General features: G+C 59.0%; 21 protein-coding genes. 9 read left to right on the forward strand and 12 right to left on the reverse strand.

The genetic code is table 11. The annotated features are described in order from the left end of the window. Positions 1 to 49 precede the first annotated feature (49 nt). Complete coding sequence (locus tag ACZCWR_RS29160) at positions 50 to 841, forward strand: carbohydrate ABC transporter permease (protein WP_487306181.1); 792 nt, start codon at positions 50 to 52, stop codon at positions 839 to 841. 12 nt (positions 842 to 853) lie between these two features. Beyond that, a complete protein-coding gene (locus tag ACZCWR_RS29165; RefSeq protein WP_487305142.1) occupies positions 854 to 1,960 on the forward strand; it encodes a mandelate racemase/muconate lactonizing enzyme family protein in 1,107 nt (368 codons plus the stop codon). Here the strand turns inward: ACZCWR_RS29165 and ACZCWR_RS29170 are convergent. Then, positions 1,957 to 2,250, reverse strand: a complete 294-nt coding sequence (locus tag ACZCWR_RS29170) for a hypothetical protein (protein ID WP_487305143.1) — start codon at positions 2,248 to 2,250, stop codon at positions 1,957 to 1,959. The two genes, ACZCWR_RS29165 and ACZCWR_RS29170, sit on opposite strands and share 4 nt — an antisense overlap. A gap of 85 nt (positions 2,251 to 2,335) precedes the next feature. Further along, complete coding sequence (locus ACZCWR_RS29175; protein WP_487305144.1) at positions 2,336 to 3,226, reverse strand: LysR family transcriptional regulator; 891 nt, start codon at positions 3,224 to 3,226, stop codon at positions 2,336 to 2,338. 82 nt (positions 3,227 to 3,308) lie between these two features. Here ACZCWR_RS29175 and ACZCWR_RS29180 point away from each other — a divergent pair, with 82 nt between their 5' ends. Then, positions 3,309 to 4,076: a sulfite exporter TauE/SafE family protein gene (locus tag ACZCWR_RS29180; RefSeq protein ID WP_487305145.1), complete on the forward strand. Its 768-nt coding sequence runs from the start codon at positions 3,309 to 3,311 to the stop codon at positions 4,074 to 4,076. Positions 4,077 to 4,173: 97 nt separating this feature from the next. Here ACZCWR_RS29180 and ACZCWR_RS29185 read toward each other — a convergent pair whose 3' ends face one another. Beyond that, complete coding sequence (locus ACZCWR_RS29185; protein ID WP_487305146.1) at positions 4,174 to 4,680, reverse strand: hypothetical protein; 507 nt, start codon at positions 4,678 to 4,680, stop codon at positions 4,174 to 4,176. A 193-nt stretch (positions 4,681 to 4,873) separates the two neighbouring features. Beyond that, entirely contained in the window at positions 4,874 to 5,077 is a 204-nt protein-coding gene (locus ACZCWR_RS29190) for a cold-shock protein (RefSeq protein ID WP_487305147.1), read from the reverse strand. A gap of 267 nt (positions 5,078 to 5,344) precedes the next feature. On the opposite strand from ACZCWR_RS29190, the gene ACZCWR_RS29195 reads away from it, so the two are divergent. Continuing rightward, positions 5,345 to 6,133: an aldolase gene (locus ACZCWR_RS29195; protein ID WP_487305148.1), complete on the forward strand. Its 789-nt coding sequence runs from the start codon at positions 5,345 to 5,347 to the stop codon at positions 6,131 to 6,133. On the opposite strand, the gene ACZCWR_RS29200 is transcribed toward ACZCWR_RS29195, so the two are convergent. From ACZCWR_RS29200 to ACZCWR_RS29220, 5 genes are all read right to left on the reverse strand, one after another. Then, positions 6,134 to 7,411: an ABC transporter permease gene (locus ACZCWR_RS29200; protein ID WP_487305149.1), complete on the reverse strand. Its 1,278-nt coding sequence runs from the start codon at positions 7,409 to 7,411 to the stop codon at positions 6,134 to 6,136. Between the two features lie 15 nt (positions 7,412 to 7,426). Then, positions 7,427 to 8,944: a sugar ABC transporter ATP-binding protein gene (locus ACZCWR_RS29205; RefSeq protein WP_487305150.1), complete on the reverse strand. Its 1,518-nt coding sequence runs from the start codon at positions 8,942 to 8,944 to the stop codon at positions 7,427 to 7,429. Positions 8,945 to 9,010: 66 nt separating this feature from the next. Continuing rightward, the gene (locus ACZCWR_RS29210) at positions 9,011 to 9,985 is read right to left on the reverse strand and encodes a substrate-binding domain-containing protein (RefSeq protein ID WP_487305151.1); all 975 of its coding nucleotides are present in this window, start codon (positions 9,983 to 9,985) and stop codon (positions 9,011 to 9,013) included. Positions 9,986 to 10,053: 68 nt separating this feature from the next. Further along, entirely contained in the window at positions 10,054 to 11,133 is a 1,080-nt protein-coding gene (locus ACZCWR_RS29215; protein WP_487305152.1) for a LacI family DNA-binding transcriptional regulator, read from the reverse strand. A 103-nt stretch (positions 11,134 to 11,236) separates the two neighbouring features. After that, positions 11,237 to 11,821: a DUF1349 domain-containing protein gene (locus ACZCWR_RS29220; RefSeq protein WP_487305153.1), complete on the reverse strand. Its 585-nt coding sequence runs from the start codon at positions 11,819 to 11,821 to the stop codon at positions 11,237 to 11,239. Positions 11,822 to 11,957: 136 nt separating this feature from the next. Here ACZCWR_RS29220 and ACZCWR_RS29225 point away from each other — a divergent pair, with 136 nt between their 5' ends. Continuing rightward, positions 11,958 to 13,349 (forward strand): HdeD family acid-resistance protein, encoded by a 1,392-nt coding sequence (locus tag ACZCWR_RS29225; protein WP_487305154.1) that lies wholly within the window; start codon positions 11,958 to 11,960, stop codon positions 13,347 to 13,349. A gap of 3 nt (positions 13,350 to 13,352) precedes the next feature. On the opposite strand, the gene ACZCWR_RS29230 is transcribed toward ACZCWR_RS29225, so the two are convergent. The 3 genes from ACZCWR_RS29230 to ACZCWR_RS29240 all read right to left on the reverse strand — a co-directional run bounded on the left by ACZCWR_RS29230 (position 13,353) and on the right by ACZCWR_RS29240 (position 16,203). After that, on the reverse strand, positions 13,353 to 13,616 hold the full coding sequence (locus ACZCWR_RS29230; protein ID WP_487305155.1) for a hypothetical protein: 264 nt from the start codon (positions 13,614 to 13,616) through the stop codon (positions 13,353 to 13,355). 63 nt (positions 13,617 to 13,679) lie between these two features. Continuing rightward, complete coding sequence (locus ACZCWR_RS29235; RefSeq protein ID WP_487305156.1) at positions 13,680 to 14,768, reverse strand: glycosyltransferase family 2 protein; 1,089 nt, start codon at positions 14,766 to 14,768, stop codon at positions 13,680 to 13,682. Positions 14,769 to 15,150: 382 nt separating this feature from the next. After that, positions 15,151 to 16,203 carry a LacI family DNA-binding transcriptional regulator gene (locus tag ACZCWR_RS29240; protein WP_487305157.1) on the reverse strand — a complete coding sequence of 351 codons (1,053 nt, stop codon included), beginning with the start codon at positions 16,201 to 16,203 and terminating at the stop codon, positions 15,151 to 15,153. On the opposite strand from ACZCWR_RS29240, the gene ACZCWR_RS29245 reads away from it, so the two are divergent. Genes ACZCWR_RS29245 through ACZCWR_RS29260 form a run of 4 tightly spaced genes read left to right on the forward strand, consistent with a single transcriptional unit; the run spans position 16,187 to position 19,008 of the window. After that, the gene (locus ACZCWR_RS29245) at positions 16,187 to 16,321 is read left to right on the forward strand and encodes a hypothetical protein (RefSeq protein WP_487305158.1); all 135 of its coding nucleotides are present in this window, start codon (positions 16,187 to 16,189) and stop codon (positions 16,319 to 16,321) included. The two genes, ACZCWR_RS29240 and ACZCWR_RS29245, sit on opposite strands and share 17 nt — an antisense overlap. 28 nt (positions 16,322 to 16,349) lie before the next feature. Beyond that, positions 16,350 to 17,429, forward strand: coding sequence for a fatty acid desaturase family protein (locus ACZCWR_RS29250; protein WP_487305159.1), 1,080 nt, complete (start codon positions 16,350 to 16,352; stop codon positions 17,427 to 17,429). Positions 17,430 to 17,463: 34 nt separating this feature from the next. Next, positions 17,464 to 17,772, forward strand: a complete 309-nt coding sequence (locus ACZCWR_RS29255; RefSeq protein WP_487305160.1) for a non-heme iron oxygenase ferredoxin subunit — start codon at positions 17,464 to 17,466, stop codon at positions 17,770 to 17,772. Between the two features lie 3 nt (positions 17,773 to 17,775). After that, positions 17,776 to 19,008 carry an NAD(P)/FAD-dependent oxidoreductase gene (locus ACZCWR_RS29260; RefSeq protein ID WP_487305161.1) on the forward strand — a complete coding sequence of 411 codons (1,233 nt, stop codon included), beginning with the start codon at positions 17,776 to 17,778 and terminating at the stop codon, positions 19,006 to 19,008. Positions 19,009 to 19,036 lie beyond the last annotated feature (28 nt).

Here is a 19,036-nt window from a genome sequence, read left to right on the forward strand (position 1 = left end):
TCACGGTGCCATCGGACGCCTGTTGACACGCATCCTCGTGTTCGTCGTCATGAGTGTGATCTGTCTGCCGGGGCTGTGGGTCGTGCTCAATGCATTCAGGCCCAACGTGGCGATCGTATCGAACGCATCGCTGTTTGCTTCGGATGGCTATACATTCGATAACTTCCGAACCATCTTCGGCTTCGGCGCGATAGCGTCGTTGCCAATCCGCGAATACTTCGTCAATTCCGTCGTCATCTCGTGCGCGAGCACCGTGGGCGCGGTGGTCATCGGATTGCTCGGCGGCTATGCATTCGCGCGCTTCGAATTCAGGCGCAAGCAATCTGTCTTCGTCGCATTGATGCTCACGCGCGCGATTCCCGGCATTGCGCTATCGCTGCCCGTGTTTATTCTGTGGGCGTGGACCGGACTCCTCGATACGAAGATCGGTGTGATTCTCGTCTATCTGGCCATGAACGTGCCCTTTACGGTATGGCTGATCGATGGCTTCTTTCGCGAGGTGCCACCCGAGCTTGCCGAAGCCGCGCAGATCGACGGATGCAACCGTTGGCAAGCGTTCTGGCGTGTCGAGTTACCGCTCGCGCGTTCGGGCGTGGCGTCCGCGGGCATCTTCGCGTTCCTGACAAGTTGGAATGAGTTCGCGTTGGCGTCGCAACTTTGCCGCAGCCCGGAAACCAAGACGCTGCCGGTCGGACTGATGGACTTCACCGCGCAATTTTCGGTGGACTGGGCGGGCATGTGCGCAATGGCGGTCATCATCATTCTGCCCGCCATCGTGCTTACGTTCATCGTGCAGAAGCACTTGATCGCCGGGCTCACATTAGGTGGTGTGAAGGGATAAGAGGAAAAATTCATGGCCATTATCGAAGCCGTCGAAATTCAACAAGTCGATCTGCCGCCTAAAGTAAAGCGCACCGATTCCATCCAGTCGTTCGTCACGCAGGAAACCGTCTTCGTGACGATACGCTGCAAGGACGGCAGCGAAGGAACCGGATATACGTACACGATCGGGACGGGCGGATCGTCGGTGGTGGCGCTGTTGCACGATCATCTCGTGCCGCAATTGCTGGGGCGCAATGCATCGGAATACGAAGCGATCTGGCGCGACCTGTTCTATCACACCCATGCCACAGCGGTCGGCGCGATCACGAGTCTGGCGCTGGCGGCTATCGACACAGCGCTATGGGACCGCAATTCACGCGCGGCGGGTCTGCCTTTGTGGATCGCGGCGGGTGGTGCGAAATCGCATTTACGCACCTATACGACAGAAGGCGGATGGTTGCATCTGAATGAAAGCGAACTGGTCGAGCAGACGCTTCAGGCGAAAGAGGCCGGGTTTTCGGGTGCCAAGCTGAAAGTAGGGCGGCCGCATTTATCGGAAGACGTGCGTCGTATCGCGGCTGTGCGGGAAGCGGTAGGCGACGCATTCGAAATCATGACCGATGCGAATCAGGGCTTTCTGCTCTCCGAAGCAATTCGACGCGCACATGCATTCGAGCCGTTCGATCTCGCGTGGCTGGAGGAGCCGTTGCCCGCAGAAAACATAGCAGCGCATCGACAATTGAGCGATGCCACGAGCGTGCCGATCGCAGTCGGCGAATCGATGTATCACCCGTCGCAATTCGGCGAGTATCTGAAGGCCGGTGCGTGCAGCATCGTTCAGGCGGATGTCGCGCGAATCGGCGGAATCACGCCGTGGCTCAAGGTCGCGCATGCGGCGGAAGCACTCGGCATAGCGATCTGTCCGCACTTTCTCATGGAACTGCACGTGAGCCTGTGCGCCGCCGTGCCCAATTCCATGTGGGTCGAATACATTCCTCAACTGGACGAACTCACTCACTCGCGCGTGCGTATAGAAGATGGTCACGCCTATGCGCCGATGGACGCGGGGCTTGGCATCGCATGGGATTGGGATGCGATCCGGCGACGCCGCCATGTGCATGTGAAATCGACGCGCTAACGGGTGTTGCCGGTGGTGCCATTCGTGCCGCCCCGCCCATATGCGGCATTTGCATTGTTCGCAGGATTGGCCGTGTTGGCGCCGTTATTCGAATTCACTGTGTTCGCGTTATAAGTCGAATTCGCATTGTTCGGATTGTTGTAGCCGGGCGACGAGCGAACAGGCTTGGGCGCAAGCGTCTGATTGATGACGCCGATTTGCCCCAGCTTGAGCGCGCGGCTATCGGCCTGTGCCGTCGCAGCAACGCAAAATAAGCTAGCGCCTAAAAGCAATGCGTGATTGAACCTCATGATGGCCTCCGTGTTGTCATGATGACTGGCAAGCCAGTCCTTACAAGTGCGCAAGGCCGGTGCCCGAGCGGTGCAGGGTTTAGCCTTAAGAGGACACGTCATCGTTCATAAGCTGCCGTGCGAGCAAACCGGCATGCGGCGTCAATGCGTCGAAGCTGCGAGCGCATAGCAACAGGCGACGCGTGGCCCACGGCTCGTTGAGCGGCATCACCGCGAGGCTCGGGCGGCGTATCCCTTGCGCCGATACTTCCGACAGGATCGCGATACCAATCCCGGCCTCCACGAGCGCAGCCACGTTCTCCATGCCGCGTATCTGAATGCGATAGGCAATCTGCCGCCCGAGCCGCGCGGCTTGCTCGGCCAGATGCATTTCCAGCGCGGCATCCGCCAGTCCGACAAATGGTTCGTTCACCACATCGCTGAAAGACGCGCTATTCCCGCTTGCCAGACGATGCGCGCTGCTTGCCACCACAACCAAATGGTCCTGTGCGACGAGATGCGTCTCCAGATTCGCCAGATTCGTGATGTCGGCGACGATACCTAGATCGGCACGCCCGCTCACGATCGCAGGAACGATCTCGAAGCTCGGGCGCTCGTCCAGATCGATCGACAGATCAGGGTTGGCCGCGAGAAAACGCGCAAGCCGCGGCGGCAAGAAGGCCGCGAGAGCAGCCGTATTCGATTGCAGCCTGATACGCCCTTTGAGACCGGTCGCGTAAGTGCGGAGGTCGCCGCGCATCTGCTCGACCTGACCCAGAATGTCGCGCGCGTGCCGGACAAACGCTTCGCCCGCCGCCGTGGCTCGCACGCCGCGCCGGTTGCGTTCGAGCAGCGGCGCGCCGAGCGCTTCTTCCATGCCCGCGATTCGTTCGCTCGCCGAAGCAAGCGCCAGATGCAGCGCCTGCGCACCCTTGGTGATACTGCCGCGCTCGATGACGGTCAGAAACAGCCGCATATCGGTGAGGTCGAAGCGCATGGTCGATCCTTCGGTTCAGCCTGAGTCTCGCATTGGAATTGCCAGATTGTAAGCGCATGGACTCAAGACTACGATGGATCGCATGGAACCTCTATTTCTCGTGATCGCCGCTGGTTTCGTGGCGGGCGCAATGAATGCGCTGGCAGGCGGCGGCTCGTTCGTGAGCTTGCCCGCGATGATCGCCGCAGGTCTGCCACCGGTTCAGGCGAATGCTTCGTCCACGGTAGCGCTGTTTCCGGGCGGCGTCGTCAGTGCGTGGGCTTATCGCGAGGGATTGAGTCCGGTGGGCTCGGTGCCGATCAGGAACATGCTCGTGGTCACGCTGATCGGCGGGTTCATCGGCGCGATCTTGCTGTTGTCTACCTCGTCGGCGACGTTTTCGTTCCTGCTGCCGTGGCTTTTGTTGTGCGCGAGTCTGGCGCTGGCTTTCGGGCGCAAGCTCGGCGACGCGCTGAGACAGCGCTGGCATATCAACGCGCCAACGGTGCTGGTGATTCAGTTAGTGCTCGGCGTGTATGGCGGTTATTTCGGCGGCGCGGTCGGTTTGATGATGCTGGCCGTCTGGGGCCTGCTCGATACGCGCGATCTCAAGAGCCTGAATGCCCCGCGCACGCTGCTGGTCAGCGCCGCGAATTCTGTCGCGGTGCTGACCTTCGCGGTCGCCCACGCGGTGCGCTGGCCCGAGACGATCGCAATGTTGCTCGCTGCGATGCTGGGCGGTTACGGTGGCGCGCAAATCGGCAAGCGTGCGCCGCCACGCGTGGTGCGGGCGTGTACGTTGGCGTTGAGCGCGTGCATTACCGTCGCGTTTTTCATCAAGACTTACGGGCCGATGTTGCCCGGAAGGTGATCATCATGAATGGCGTCTTGCTGGAAACTCTGGGTGCGCTCGTGGTGCTGATGAGCGTCGTGGCCGAATTCAAGCGGCTTCGCAAGTGGACTAAGGGCTAACGTCCGGTACGGTCCAGCGGCGGTAAGCCTAGGGCCGCACTGGCTGCCCGGTACGCGCGCACAAAGCGGGGATCGTCACTCATCTCGAGCGCCAGCCACTTCGAAAGCTCGTCCTGACAGCCGTCGTTGGCCATGACAGCGAAGCAGGGCGAGTTGGCGGACATCATGGTTGCGGCCCAGTAGAAACCGAACAGCATTTGTTTTTCCGGAGGCTCCATGCCGATTGCTTGGGGTGCCTTGCCGGAAAACCAGCGTTGAAGCTTGGCGACGAGCGTGTCGTCGGTCTCGTGCCCGTCGTAAGAGAAGACATAACCGCCGCCGGCCTGAGCGGTATGAAAGTCATTGAGTACGATTTCGGTGACGAAGCGCACGGCGCGAGAATCTGACGAAAACGTTTGCGCGTGTGCATTACATGCCAAAACATAGAGAATGAAGGCAAAGAAGGAAGCGCGGGAGGCATGCCGCAGTGAATAGCGGCGAGTGGTTGGCTGATGCGGATTCACGCGAGTCTGCAAAGAATGGATTGACCGGGCTTTAACAGCAGAGCTGATTCTACTGATTTATTTCTTTTTAGTTTAGAGCTTTGAGCAAAGACCTTTTGGTATACCAGTTTTAGCTTTTCCTGAAGCGGTCATGTGGTGCACCAAAAGAAAACGGCCCCGAAGGGCCGTCTTGTATCTCAGGCGATGCAGTCGATCAGACAGGTTGAATCGTCGAAGCCTGCTTGCCCTTGGGGCCTTGCTTGACTTCGAAGGTCACCTTCTGGTTTTCCTGCAGCGACTTGAAACCCTTTGACTGGATTTCAGAGAAATGAGCAAACAGGTCTTCGCCGCCGTCGTCCGGCGTGATGAAACCATAACCCTTTGCGTCGTTGAACCACTTCACTGTACCTGTTGCCATTTGACCGAATCCCATTGAAACGAATGACGTTGAAAATGCGCTCGAATTTCGAGCGGCAAGGATTTTTACCATGACATAAGCGACAAGTCCAATAAGCGTTTTTGCTAAGAACCCAGACATAAGGGCGTAACAGATGGCGAAATTACACATCCGCGCTTAGCATGGTCGGTCTATTTTTCCGTTTGCGCTAAAGGGAATTCTTTTCCGCAACGCCAAACCCAATCTCCGGGCAGACTTGAGCGCATAAAGACAACGCGAACTCTTGATATGGCTCATACCTTTTACACGACGCGCGAACACCTCTCGTCTCGCCCATTGAATTTCGAATCTCGCGACATTGCCGATGCACGCGCGCAACTCGCCGCGTGTTTTCGTCTCGCGGCGCTGCATGGCTTGGAGGAGGGCATTTGCAATCACTTCTCGGCAATGGTTCCGGGCCACGACGATCTGTTCTTCGTGAATCCCTATGGCTACGCCTTCAGCGAAATCACCGCATCGCGTTTGCTGATCTGCGATCTGGACGGCCGCGTGATAGACGGAGAAGGGCAGCCCGAAGCGACGGCGTTCTATATCCATGCGCGGTTGCATCGGCGGATGCCGCGCGTCAAGGCTGCGTTTCACACGCACATGCCGAATGCGACCGCGCTTTGTCTGCTCGACGGGCCGCCGCTTCTGTGGCTCGGCCAGACATCACTGAAATTCTATGGGCGCACGGCGGTGGACGAACACTACAACGGACTGGCGCTAGACGATTCGGAAGGCGACCGCATCGCGGATTCCATGGGCGATGCGGACATTCTCTTTCTCAAGAATCATGGCGTGATGGTCGCGGGCGCGAGCATTGCCGAGGCATGGGACGATCTCTACTATCTGGAACGCGCCGCAGACGTGCAATTGCGCGCGATGAGCAGCAACCGTCCGCTCAAACCGGTGCCTCACGACGTGGCGCAACGCAGCTACGAACAGATGCGCGCCGGCGACGCGGAAAGCGCGCGAGCCCATCTCGCCAGCGGCATGCGGCAATTGCGGGCAATGGGTATCGACTTCGACACCTGATCATGACTTTTGAGTCTTGCGCCTGAACCAGCCGCGCCGCTTGCCCACATCGGTTTGTTGCAGGAATACCGCGATGACGATGATGAGCCCTTTGAGCACGAGCTGCGTGTTGCTGTCGATATCATTGAGCAGAAGAATATTGCTAAGGAAGCCAAAGATCAGCACGCCCGCAACGGTTCCCGACACGCGCCCCACGCCACCAGAAAGACTCGTCCCGCCTATCACCACGGCGGCGATCGCATCCAGTTCCCAGCCCATGCCGGCATCTGCCTTGCCTTGCCGGTATTGGGCCGCATAGAGCACGCCGACGAGCGCGGACAGCAGGCCGGAAATCGCGTAAGCCGCCATCTTGTGACGCGCGACCGCGAGGCCCGAAACCACTGCGCATTTTTCGTTGCCGCCAATTGCATAGAGATATTTGCCGAAGATAGTGCGGTTCATGACGAACCCGACCACCAGCGCGATCACGATAAAGAACAACGCGGGCACTGGAACGATATTGAACAGCAAGGCGCGCAGGGCTTCGATATCGGTCGTTGCATTGCTGCCGCTATAGATCGAATAGACGGCCGTGTCCTGCCCCGCGATCAGACGTGCCGCGCCCAGCACGCCCACCATGGCCGCGAGCGTCACGATGAAGGGCTGCATGCGTCCGTGCGTGATGATCCAGCCATTGAGCGCGCCGAGCGTGCAGCCCGCGAGCGGCACGATCCACATCACCGCGAGCAAGGGCATGCGATGGCCGCCATGCAGCGCGATATAAGCACAGCCTAGCGCGGTCACCACGAGCGCCGCGCCGAGTTGCGGCACGATCGACGCAGGCCGGGCACGCAGCGCATGCTGGCCCCGACGCGCACGCAGGAAACCGCGTGCGACGTTGATCGCAGCAAGCACGATCGCGAACATCGAGATTGCATCGAGCACGATCGAGGCATAGGTCGCGCGGCTCCATCCGTCCGTGGTGAGCAGCATGGCCGTGAGCACGCTGCCCAGTCCCATGATCGCGCCGACAGAAAGATCGATGCCCGCCGTAATGATGACGAGCGTCATGCCAATCGAAATCACGCCGACGTTGGCGACTTGCCGGAACACATCCGAGATATTCGCGCTAGACAAGAATATGTTGCTGCCGTCCGCTGCGTGCGGCGAGGTGAATGCGCCGACCACGAGCAACACGATCAGGCCAAGGTAATACTTGAGCACCGTGAGCAGCGTGCTGAGATGTCGTTGCCGCGCCGTGGCCGCGGGTTCCGCGAGTTGGTCCTGCGCGTGAAGCATGGTGAGAATCTCCGTTCAGGGTGAGGCCATTTCGATAAGCCGTTCGCTCGAAAAGTCCTCGCGTGTAAGTACGCCGCGCGCGCGTCCTTCGCACATCACGAGAATGCGGTCGGACAACAGCATGAGTTCGTCGATCTCGGAACTCGCGACAATCACCGTCACGCCTTCGCGGGCGGCTGCGAGCACTTGCCGATAGATTTCGGCCTTGGCCGCGACATCGACGCCGCGCGTGGGTTCATCGAGCAGAAGAACACGCGGACGTGTCATGAGCCATTTGCCGATGATGAGCTTTTGCTGATTGCCGCCCGATAGCGTGCTCACCTCCTGCGCCAAGGTGCGATGCTTGACATTCGATGCACGTGCCTGCGATGCAGCCCACGCATGCAAGCGCTTACGCCGGTAAAAGGGAAAGCCCGGCGCACGCGAAAGCGACGGCAGCAATAGATTGGCTTCGAGCGATTGATCGAGCACGAGTCCGTCTTTCTTGCGATCTTCCGTGACGAAGGCAAGCCCGGCGGCAGCGGCACGTTCCGGCGAATCGAAAGCATGAGCGCTGTTCTCTATACGGATATCGCCTTCACGCCTATAAGGCGACATGCCGAAGATCGCTTCGAGTATTTCAGTCTTACCCGCGCCCAGCAGTCCTGAGATGCCGAATACCTCGCCTTGCTGCACCGAGAAGGAAACGTCTTCTATCATTGCGCGTGCTGCGCTGAATAGCGTGAGCGCGCATACGTCCACAGCCAGCGTGCGATGTTCGGGCGCTTCGGCCACGCTTCTTTCGGGCGGTGCGAAGTCTTTGCCGATCATCATCGAGACCAGCGCGGCAGACGATTCGACCTGTTGCATCGGCAAGGTCGCGATACGCCGTCCGTCGCGCAGCACGGTCACGCGATCCGCTACCGCGAACACTTCACCCAGACGATGGCTGATCAGCACGATGCCCATGCCGCGTTCGCGCAGATCGCGTGTCAGGCCCAAAAGTGCCTTGGTTTCAGTATCGGAAAGTGCAGACGTAGGTTCGTCCATGATGAGCACGCGTGCATCCGCGAGCAGCGCCTTGGCGATTTCGACGAGCTGTTTCTCTCCCACGCGCAACGCGCCGACGAGCGCATCCGGCGACAGGCGAAACCCGAGTTGCCCAAGTATTTTCTTTGAAGCCGCCTGCATTGCGCGCCGGTCGGGAAAGCCCGAACGTGTACGCAATTCCTTGCCGAGAAAAATATTATCGACCGCCGAGAGCGTATCGACCAGATTCAATTCCTGATGAATGATCGCAATGCCCGCACGCGTGGCATCGTTGACGCTTGCAAGACTCAGGTTTTCGCCATTCACGCGGATATTTCCGCTATCCGGCTTATAGAGTCCACCCAGAATTTTCATGAGGCTCGACTTGCCCGCACCGTTCTCGCCGACGAGCGCATGAATCTCGCCCGCTGCAATGTCGAAATCGACACCGTTGAGCGCGGGGCTGCCATTGAATGCGATGGATAGTCCAGTGGCCTCGATGAGCGGCGCGGTGACGGTGGCCATCCAGATCCTCCCGTTTCTTATAAGCGGCGTGCTAAAGAAAGCACGCCGCTTATCTTCATTCGTTCTTTAGTGACTCGCGATATATTGCTTGGCGTTATCCGCGAAAATGCCTTGCGTGGGCAAGGTGACTTTCTTGGGCACCTTATCGCCATGCAGCACCTTGAGCGATTGACGAATGCCTTCCGCACCCGGCGTCGGATACATGAACGTCCCCGCGAGCAGCCCTTGCTCGACCCATGTCGCGCCTTCCTGCGGCAAGCCGTCGATGCCCACGAACTTGATGCCCTTGTCGCGTCCCGCATCTTTCGCGGCGAGATACGCGCCGTAGGCCATCGGATCGTTGTGCGCATAGACCACATCGATCTTGGGCTGCACGCGCAGCACGGTTTTCATATAGTCGTACGCCTTGTCCTGCTTCCAGTCGCAATCCACGCGCTCGCCCACGCGCTTGATGCCTTTTTCCGCGCCAATGGCCTTATCCGCGCCGTCATGACGATCGTGCGCAGGCTGCGCGCCGAAGCCTCCCCATATCTCGACCAGACTCCCTTGCGCCTTGCCCGGCCCGCCCAGCAGCTTGACGATGAAATTGCCGGCTTCCTGCCCGATCTGCACGTTGTCGCCGCCGATGAATTGCGTGAACTGATCGCCATTTACTTCGCGGTCCAGAACGAATACGGGAATGCCTGCCTTGAAGGCCTTTTCGACGACGCCCGTCAAACCGGCCGACTCCTTGGGCGAGATAAAGATCGCATCCATTTTCTGCGCGATGAAGTTCTCCATGTCGGCGTTTTGCTTGTCCGTGCGATCGCCCGCGTCGGCAATGATGAGTTCCACTTCAGGATGCTTGCCCGCTTCGGCCTTCATGTCCTTGTTGAATTGCACGCGCCACGGCTCGACCGTCGTGACCTGCGAGAAGCCGAAGCGATATTTTTTGCCTTGAGCAAAGGCGGGCTGCGTCATGAGCGCCGAGAAAGTCGCTATTGCGCTCGCGAGCGGCGCGGCAATAAGACTTGCTGTGACGATGCGTCGTTTGGTGTCCATCGCGTCTCTCTCCTTTTATGGTCGCGGGCCTTGGGTTTGTCCGCTTTCGTGGTGCGAAAAATAAAACGTTATAGTGCTTGCCGCTTGCGACTATGGTTCGCTTGAACGGCCTGGGTCTCCTTGCTTGTCACCGGCGGCGGCGCGGTACTTTCGCGCACCAGCAAATCCGCCTTCATTCGAAGATGCACAGGCTCCGTGCCTTCGCCCTGCAATTGCTTGTGCAGCAATTGCCAGATGGCCCGTCCGACCGCTTCCACGGGTTGATGAATCGAACTGATGCGCGGATGCAATACCGACATCCACGGCGCATCGTCGAATGAAAGCAAAGAGATGTCGTCGGGCAGGCGCAGTTCTGCATCGCGTATCGCGCGTAAAGCGCCGAGCGTTGCCACGTTCGCGCCCGTGAAAAGCGCGGTGGGCCGCTCGCGTTCCGAGAGCAGTCCGAGCGTTGCCGCGTGACTTTCGGTATCCGTCATGCCACACACGACGATGCGCGCATAACGCGCGAGGCCTGCGCGTTTCATCGCATCGAGATAGCCGTCGGCGCGCTCGCGGCTGTTGACGAGATCGAGCGCGTTGACAATGAACGTGATGCGCTTATGCCCCAGCGCAATGAGATGCTCCGTGCCATCGCGTGCCGCGCGCTTGCTGTCCGTCGTCACCGTGTTCGCGGGAAAGCTGTTGTCGACCCGGTCGGCCATCACGAGCGGTACATCGCACGCGCGCAGTTCCTCGATCGCATGTTCGTAGCCATGACACGGAATGATGATCATGCCCGCCACCTGTCGCGACAACACAAAGCGAATGCGTTCGGCCTCGCGTTCAGGGTCTTCCTGCGCATGCGCCAGAAGCAATCGATAACCACTGGCGAGTGCATGATCCTCGACGACGCAAAGCAGTTCGATAAAGAATGAATTCGTGAGATCGGGCACGACGAAGCCGACCGATGTCGAACGGTTGCTGCGCAATTCGGCTGCAAGACTGTTGCGCCGGTAGCCGAGCCGGCGCGCTGCATCCCACACCTGTTGACGCCGCGCGGGACTCACGCCTTCCGTGCCGGCAAGCACCTTGGATGCAGTGCCTAGCGAGACACCGGCGGCGCTGGCGACGTCCTTGAGTGTGGTGGTGTTTTTCTTTCTCGAATCCAAGGCGCTTGCCGTCGTGTGTTTTCAGAGCCATGAATAATGAAACGTTTCAGAATAGTAGGAAGCCTCGGGCTAAGTGGCCAATGAGTATTTGTACGGAGCGGGCTTATACCGCGATATCGTGCAACTCCTTCACGACCGGAGGCCCGATCCTGAAGTCCGAGAAACGAACGTCGAGACCGCCGCGCTCCGGCGTGCAGCACATCGGGCCCACGAACCAATGCGGCGTATCGCCTGACGATGCGAAGGGCGCGAGACGCATGAGCGTCCATGTGGCGTCGTCCGTGCTGCATTGCACCTTGAGCACATTGGAGGCAACCGTCATGCGCAATCGAAACTTATTCGTTCTTGCGCGTGCGCCAAGCGACCAGTCCGAAAACTCATTGGTCAGTACCGTGCTGAAAGTCAGCGCGCCGTCGTTGTATTCCGCGCCGGCCTTGACCCATCGCTCGGGGCTTTCGCGCACCATCAGTCCGGCCTGATCGTAGAGGGCGGAAAATTCGCCGCTTACTGTGACATCCACCGTAAAGTCTCCATCCACGCGGGCGGCGAAAACATGCCCACTGTCGCGCACGAAACCGTAATGCGTCTTGCGCCAGAAATCGGTCTGGGGATTGGTCGTGACATGGAGCGTTTCACCGTCGATACGCCATTCGGCGGGCTCGTTGATCCACTGGCATTGTTCGAACATGGCGGCCTCATCGGTTCGCGTGATCGGAGAATCCGTTTTCGAATGGTCGTGCTAAACAAATGCACGCGCTTATGCTGCATTACCATACGTCCACGCACAGGTTCCTCGCCATCCTTGATATCCAGAGTCGATAACAATGGTCAAGCTGATCATGATCCTGCTGGGCGTGGACTATTTGCGCAACCGCTGGCGAAGTCTCACGGTGGCGGGCTGGCTGCTGCTGCTTGCGGGAATTGGCATTGTCATCGATGCGCTCGATGGCGCGCTCGGCTTTCCCATTGTGTGGGTCGGCTGGTTCCTTCTGGGAGAAGGGCTGGTCACGCTCTCTGTGGCATGGTCGGGCGTCGGCGGCCAACGCAGGCTTCGGTATGCGAAGGGCATGACTTTTTTCATCGCGGCCTTGCTGATACTTGGCGGCGCGCATCACGGCAATTTCATTCTCTCTCTGCTCATAGGCGCGGTATTTCTTAGCGATGGCTTATTGCAGGCGGCGTCGGCTTTAGTGGTGCGGTATCGACGCTGGCAAACCGCGCTGGGCTTTGCGATCTTTGAAATAGCGCTAGCCATTTTCATGTTTCAACCTTATCCGACGCATTATGTCGGGACCGTGCCTTATTGCGTCGGTGCGCTTTGCATATTCGCGGGCTGGAATCTTATTCTTATTGCTTCGCGTGCACGCAAGCTCGCAAGCAACCCGGCGCTGGCGGGCGATGCAAGCGCGCAGGCAGCAAGCGCAGTCGAAAGTGCGGTCGAAAGCGCAGCACCTGTATTCGGCAAACACGAATGGGATGGACCTCCCGCCGACGACGAACCCGCGCTGACCGTGCATGTCTGGACGCCGGTGGGCTCGTCGAAGCAGGAGGTTCAGCGGCGTCCGCTGGTGGATCGCTATATCGCTGCGGTGGATCGCAATGGCGTTATTTCGACAGGCCATGCAGCGCTTGAATCGCCGGACGGCATCTACGTGAGTCTTTATCCCGCCGCCGAAATAGATCGTTCTCCGGAAGACTTCGCGCGCCTGCTTCGTGCAACGCATGAAAACGATGTCCCGGGCGTGTTTCAGCCGAGCTATCCGATCGAATCGAAGGCATGGTGCCCTTCGACCATGCGCGTGCGCATCCGCAATTACGATCCGGTTCGGCTCGAACGCTTCTGGCATGCCTATCGTGCGGACACGACGTATAACCTCACGCATCGCAATTGTTCGAGCAGCGTGTCGCGCGCGCTCGAGGCCGCGCTCGAAGGCGCGGCGAGCCGTCTATACGGCGCGCGTGCGGGTTGGGGCGCATTGTTTCGAATGATCGTGACGCCTGAATTATGGGTCGCCGCGCAGATCCGCAAGCGCGCGGTCACCATGGCATGGACGCCAGGACTGACGCTCGACTATGCGCGCGCCCTCAGCATGGTCGCGGATCCGCGGCCTTATGCCTGGCACAAGGTCGCGCGCATGGCGCTCACGAGAATGCGTGAAAGAAGGCGCGGCTGGCGCGACGAAGCGCGGCGGTCGAACGAAAGCGCCATGAGTTAAGGCCTACGGCTTGAGATCGAGATCGTCCGCTTCCTTGCGCGCGCGGCGTTCTTCATTTGCGCGACGCGCCTTGAGACGCTGACGTGAAAGTTGCGCGATCACTTCGCCTGTGCTCGCACCCGGCGGAATTTCATTGCGGATGACCTTGGCCACCATCGGCAGACCCATGCGCTGACGACGCAACGCACGCGCGATGGCAGTCCGGCACGTTTGGCCGTGACAGTCCCATTCGTCACGAATCCGCTCGCAGTAAGGGCATTTTTCCATGCCCTTAGTTTATCGCGATTCTTTAGCGTCTTTTGACACCAGACTCGGACAGCATTCGGACGATCATTGACCGCGCGCCGATCCACTGAGTTGACGCGAGACAGCGGGGCGCCGCTCGCGAGCGTGATGATCGAGACTGCGCCGCAAGACTTTCTTGACGAGACCTTTAAGGAAGAAAATAGAGCGATCCGCGCGCAGATTGAAATCGAACGCGCTTAACGCTTCGAACTTGCGACCGCCGCGCGCGGCAAGCGCCGTGCAGGCACGGCGATGGTCCGCCGACATCGCGGACAAGACTTCCGCCGCCTGCCTGAACGAACGGTGATCGACACGTGCGCAAACATGCCGCGCGCGCTGAAAAAGCCGGTCGAAAACCGTCAGCCAGTATTCATCGAGCTCGCCGCCATCACAGCGCGCGAGCGCTTCGATGCCGTTGGTGCGAAGGTCGCGCATATCGCGCAATTTTGCTTTTTGCGTGATGCTGCCGAAGCGCCGGCGATACCCGATCAGCGGCGACGGAATTCGATAAATGCTCTTTGCCCGGAGAAAGAGTTGCGGCACTACGGCCATGTCCTCGTAATGCCGTCCCGGCGGAAATGTCAGGCCTTCGAACAATGTGGTGCGATACAAACGCGTCCACGCGAAGTTATGAAACTTGTCGGCGAAATCGCAGCGTTCCGCGTGACCTATTTTCTGTCCACCGCTCGCGCCGTTGGCAACGAGTGTGATGTCGTCCAGATGCTTGCCATCGTCGTCGATGATCTTGACGTTGTATTCGAGCAGGTCCCAGTCGTTTTCCTCGAGCAATGGAATGACCGCCTGAGAAAAGCCTTGCAAATAGATATCGTCGCCATCGAGAAAGCCGACATAAGGCGTGCGTACTGCCGCGAGTCCCGTATTGCGCGCAGCGCTGAGCCCGGCATTGGGCTGATGCAGCAACTCGATGTGCGCGCCGCCATCGCGATCCACCACGCTGCGCGCGGCCGCGAACGTATCGTCCGTCGAACCATCGTCGACAACGATGATCCTCATTCTGTCGAGCAACGGCTGAGTCAAAAGAGATTCGAGCGCTTCCTCGATATAACCTTCGATGTTGTAAGCGGCCACCACGATGCTGAGCAGCGGCTGGGTGTCTCGGTTCGATTCTCGCACTGAGGCACGCTCAAGCGGCATATTCTGTTTCTCCGTGGATTAGATGGTCCGAGCTAAAAGGTAGCGAAGGCATGCACTTCGGCACATGCTTTTGTCTGTCCATATGCACAAAGGACAGACATCGACTACGCTTTTGGTGCATTCGTGCTTTATTGCGCAGCATGCAAACGGTTCACATGCCCCGCTCGCATGACGTGCAATGGCCAGGCAGCCTGTTATGGCTTCTTATAGCAATGCCGATGCCACATGAACTGATGAATCGAAATCGGTGTCCCGATTCAACTCAGTGACGAGTATAAGCGCGTTACCCTAAGCTCTGGACGTTGGCTATGCAAGCCAGACGGACACAAATGCAAGGAACTCGCGCTTAGTTAGGATGGCTTCACACGTTCTCCGGCGTGTAAAGCTGTGCAGCCAACGGATACTGACTCGCTTGCGCCGTTTCGCCGGGCAGCGCTTGCAATGCGCGCAACATGGCCTGAACGGCAGTTTCGGCGATACGTTGCAGCGGCGTATCGATGACGAGATCGATCACGCCATCGACGAGCGCTTCATATCGGTCAGGCATCAAATCCGAACACACCGTCACGATTCGCCGGCCCACTGCTTCTTCGCGCAATGCCCTTATGACGCCGCCCACGCCGCCGCCGGGAATGTAGAGGCCCGCGAGATCGTCATGACGCGCGAGCATGGCAAGCGTTGCTTCGTAAGCCAGTTGTTTGTCTTCGAGATTGATTTGCGTATCGAGCACGCGAAGGCCAGGGGCATGCTCACGCAAATAGGAGCGGAAACTGATCTCGCAGCTTTCCTGTCCGAGATAGCGCGGTGTACCGACGAACACGCCAACCGTGCCGGTTTCAAGACGGCTCAGGCGGCTGACGGCCCATGCCGCCGTCCGGCCGCTTTTACGTGGATCGACGCCGATATAACCCGCACGTAGCGGCGCGCTCAGATCGGAAAGCAGTGTGACGGTCGGCTTGCCTTGCCCATGCAGCGTCTCGATCGCCGCAGTGACATGTGGATGATCCACCGCCACCACGCCGAGCGCATCGGCCTGAGCACCGAGCGATAGCAGTGTGCGCGCGATGGATGCGGGTTCGAGTTCATCCATGTATTCGATGACGGCGGTGCATCGCTCAGGCTCATGCAACGCCGCACTGTCGGTCAGGATGCGAGCAAACGTCTGATAGAAAGGATCCGCGCGCTTTTGCAGACAAAAACCGAGCGTATAGCGTTCCTGCTGCGCGCCGAGTTGCGCGCGCAGCCTTTCTCGCATGAGCCCCGCGCCGTGGTAGCCGATTCGCTCGGCCGCTTCGATCACGCGCAAGGCCGTTCCTTCACGTACCGCGATGCGTCCGTTAAAGACGCGATCGACCGTGGCGGGGCTGACGCCGGCGGCGTCGGCCACGGATTGCAGCGTGGGTCGCTTGCTCATGATTGAGGTAAATGATGTCTTTTCCAAAGGCGCGATGATGGCTAAAGATACCAAATCGCGTGCCTTATTGCGCGCGCTGCGCGTGGCTCTTATTATCGACTCAACAAAAAACAAATGATGTGAATTCAATCATCTCATGAGACAACATGATGGAAACAGAGCAAACGCATGGCGCAGAGGTCCGCGATAAGCACGTTGCGTATCGACTGATCGGTGGAGCGGGCGAGCACGCCAAAGCAGCGGGATTTGCCAACGCAACCTGGTACAAGTGCGTCGTGGCGCGCCCGGTCATGAAGTCCCTCATGCAGCGCAGCGACGCGCGCGCAATTCGCGATACGGTTATCTGGTACGCGGGCATCGTCGCGAGTGGCGCGCTCGCTTATCTTGCATGGCGCGCTCAAAGTCTATGGGCCATTCCCGCCTTTTTTCTCTATGGCACGCTCTATTGCAGCCCGGCGGATTCGCGTTGGCACGAGAGTGGTCACGGCACCGCTTTCAAGACGAGTTGGATGAACCGGGCGCTTTATCAGGCGGCTTCCTTTCAGGTGTTTCGTCGTCCGACGGTCTGGCGCTGGAGTCACGCGCGGCATCACACGGACACGCTCGTCGTCGGTCGTGATCCGGAAATCGGCGTGCCGGTTCCAACGGACTGGCGGGCGCTCTTGCTCAATGTATTCGCGCTCAAGCACGTCGCCAATGAATTGCCGAAGGTAGTCAGCGCGGCATTCGGTAATATCGGCGAAGAAGAAAAGACCTTCGTGCCCGAGTCCGAATGGCCGGTAGTCATTCGAGAAGCGCGTATCTGGATGGTAGTTTATGCGGTTGTCATCGCTTCATGTTTCGTGTTCCGAAGCGTGTTGCCCTTGCTCTATATCGGGCTGCCGAGTCTTTACGGCGCATGGCTCTATCTTTACTTCGGGCTGACACAACATGCGGGCATGCCGGAAAACGTGCTTGACCACCGCAAGAACTGCCGCACGATCCGAATGAATCCTGTGTTCCGCTTTCTCTATCTGAACATGAATTACCACGTCGAACATCATATGTTCCCGATGGTGCCTTATCACGCCTTGCCCGGTTTGCATGAAGTCGTGAAGCACGACATGCCGCCGCCTTATCCGAGCACGATCGCGGCCTATGCGGAAATCATTCCCACGTTGCTGCGTCAGACGCGCGACCCTTCCTATCATGTCGAGCGGCCCGTGCCGGTGGCCACTCAAGCCTGAGCGCACTTCACAATTCATACAGGAGACACGCGCCATGACGCAATGGATCGACGCGGCCGCACTGGACGATATCGAGGACGAAGACGTGATGCGCTTCGACCATGACGGCCACACTTACGCCATTTATCGCGTCGATGACGTGGTATTCGCAAGCGATGGTCTATGCACGCACGAGCAGGTTCATTTAAGCGATGGGCTCGTCATGGATCATGTCATCGAGTGCCCGAAGCACAATGGACGCTTCGATATTCGTGACGGCCGGCCGTTGGGCGCACCGGTTTGCGTGAAGCTCAAAACGTATCCCGCAAGGGTCGAAGGCGGTCGCATCCTGATCGAGATTTGAGCGATGACAAACGATTTACCCGAGCGCGTCATGGCGATCGTCGGCGCGGGGCACGTTGGCGGGCGCGCTGCGCAGACCTTGCGCGAACGCGGCTGGCCGGGACGCATCGTGATGATCGGAATGGAATCTCACTGGCCGTATGAGCGTCCGCCTATTTCCAAGCAATTACTGACGGGCGAGCGCGAAGCAATGCATTGTCTTTTGCGCACCGAGGAAGAATGGCACCGGGACCGCATAGAACGTATTGTCGCCCGAGCGGTGCAAATCGATTCTTTCAAGCGTGAAATCACGCTTGCGGACGGCAGCGCGATTGCCTACGAAGCGCTTTTACTTGCAACTGGCGGACATGTGCGACGCCTGAGTATTTCCGGCGCGGACCTCGACGGCGTGCATACGCTTCGCACACTCGATGACGCCGCGCGCATCGCACCGCGCTTGGTGAAAGGTTCGCGCGTGGCGATCATAGGCGGCGGATTCATCGGACTGGAGGCGGCGGCTTCGGCGCGCATGCGCGGTTGCGAAGTATGCGTGCTGGAAGGTGCATCGCGCTTGCTTGGGCGTGTGGTGCCTGAATCCATCGCGGCACAAGTGCAGCGCCTGCATGAACGAAATGACGTGCTGGTTCGTTTGAATGTCACTCCTATGGCAATCGAGCGGATGCGTGATGGTTCGCTTTCGGTAATCCTTAATAATACTGAGAACATACGGGCAGACACCGTGCTGGTTGGCATCGGTATCGAACCGGCGGATGAACTCGCGCGTGCGGCCGGGCTTTCGGTCGATCGCGGCATCATCGTAAGCGCGACGCTTGAGACTTCGGCGCCGCATGTCTATGCAGCAGGCGATGCGGCGATCTTTCCAAGCCGCTTTTCCGGGCGCCCCATTCGCCAGGAAACATGGCACAACGCAGAGACGCAAGCGTGCATCGCCGCGCGTAACATGCTCGGTGAAAGCGAGCCTTATCGTGCGGTTCCATGGTTCTGGTCGGATCAATACGATCATCAATTGCAGGTAGCGGGTGAACCGTCGCTTGGTACGCGCACGGTGAAGCGGGAGGCTGGCTCCATTGAGTTTTATATCGATGCGGAGGGCGTGCTCATCGGTGCCAGTGGCTTTGGAACCGTCAGCGATATTGCCAAAGATATGAAAGTCGCGCGCATGCTGATCGAGCGTGGCGCCAAGCCCGAAGAAAATGCGCTTGCCGATTCGAACATCAAGCTCAAGTCGCTGCTTTAGCACTCGCGATCAATCGAAGGAGAACAAA

It is taken from the genome of Caballeronia sp. A2-2 (genome assembly GCF_057612605.2).

Bases quoted from the DNA above. Each gene is read 5' to 3' on its own strand.
- ACZCWR_RS29160 (WP_487306181.1), top strand. From the start codon at position 50: ATGAGTGTGATCTGTCTGCCGGGGCTGTGGGTCGTGCTCAATGCATTC.
- ACZCWR_RS29165 (WP_487305142.1), top strand. From the start codon at position 854: ATGGCCATTATCGAAGCCGTCGAAATTCAACAAGTCGATCTGCCGCCT.
- ACZCWR_RS29170 (WP_487305143.1), bottom strand. From the start codon at position 2,250: ATGAGGTTCAATCACGCATTGCTTTTAGGCGCTAGCTTATTTTGCGTT.
- ACZCWR_RS29175 (WP_487305144.1), bottom strand. From the start codon at position 3,226: ATGCGCTTCGACCTCACCGATATGCGGCTGTTTCTGACCGTCATCGAG.
- ACZCWR_RS29180 (WP_487305145.1), top strand. From the start codon at position 3,309: ATGGAACCTCTATTTCTCGTGATCGCCGCTGGTTTCGTGGCGGGCGCA.
- ACZCWR_RS29190 (WP_487305147.1), bottom strand. From the start codon at position 5,077: ATGGCAACAGGTACAGTGAAGTGGTTCAACGACGCAAAGGGTTATGGT.
- ACZCWR_RS29195 (WP_487305148.1), top strand. From the start codon at position 5,345: ATGGCTCATACCTTTTACACGACGCGCGAACACCTCTCGTCTCGCCCA.
- ACZCWR_RS29200 (WP_487305149.1), bottom strand. From the start codon at position 7,411: ATGCTTCACGCGCAGGACCAACTCGCGGAACCCGCGGCCACGGCGCGG.
- ACZCWR_RS29205 (WP_487305150.1), bottom strand. From the start codon at position 8,944: ATGGCCACCGTCACCGCGCCGCTCATCGAGGCCACTGGACTATCCATC.
- ACZCWR_RS29210 (WP_487305151.1), bottom strand. From the start codon at position 9,985: ATGGACACCAAACGACGCATCGTCACAGCAAGTCTTATTGCCGCGCCG.
- ACZCWR_RS29220 (WP_487305153.1), bottom strand. From the start codon at position 11,821: ATGTTCGAACAATGCCAGTGGATCAACGAGCCCGCCGAATGGCGTATC.
- ACZCWR_RS29225 (WP_487305154.1), top strand. From the start codon at position 11,958: ATGGTCAAGCTGATCATGATCCTGCTGGGCGTGGACTATTTGCGCAAC.
- ACZCWR_RS29230 (WP_487305155.1), bottom strand. From the start codon at position 13,616: ATGGAAAAATGCCCTTACTGCGAGCGGATTCGTGACGAATGGGACTGT.
- ACZCWR_RS29240 (WP_487305157.1), bottom strand. From the start codon at position 16,203: ATGAGCAAGCGACCCACGCTGCAATCCGTGGCCGACGCCGCCGGCGTC.
- ACZCWR_RS29250 (WP_487305159.1), top strand. From the start codon at position 16,350: ATGATGGAAACAGAGCAAACGCATGGCGCAGAGGTCCGCGATAAGCAC.
- ACZCWR_RS29255 (WP_487305160.1), top strand. From the start codon at position 17,464: ATGACGCAATGGATCGACGCGGCCGCACTGGACGATATCGAGGACGAA.
- ACZCWR_RS29260 (WP_487305161.1), top strand. From the start codon at position 17,776: ATGACAAACGATTTACCCGAGCGCGTCATGGCGATCGTCGGCGCGGGG.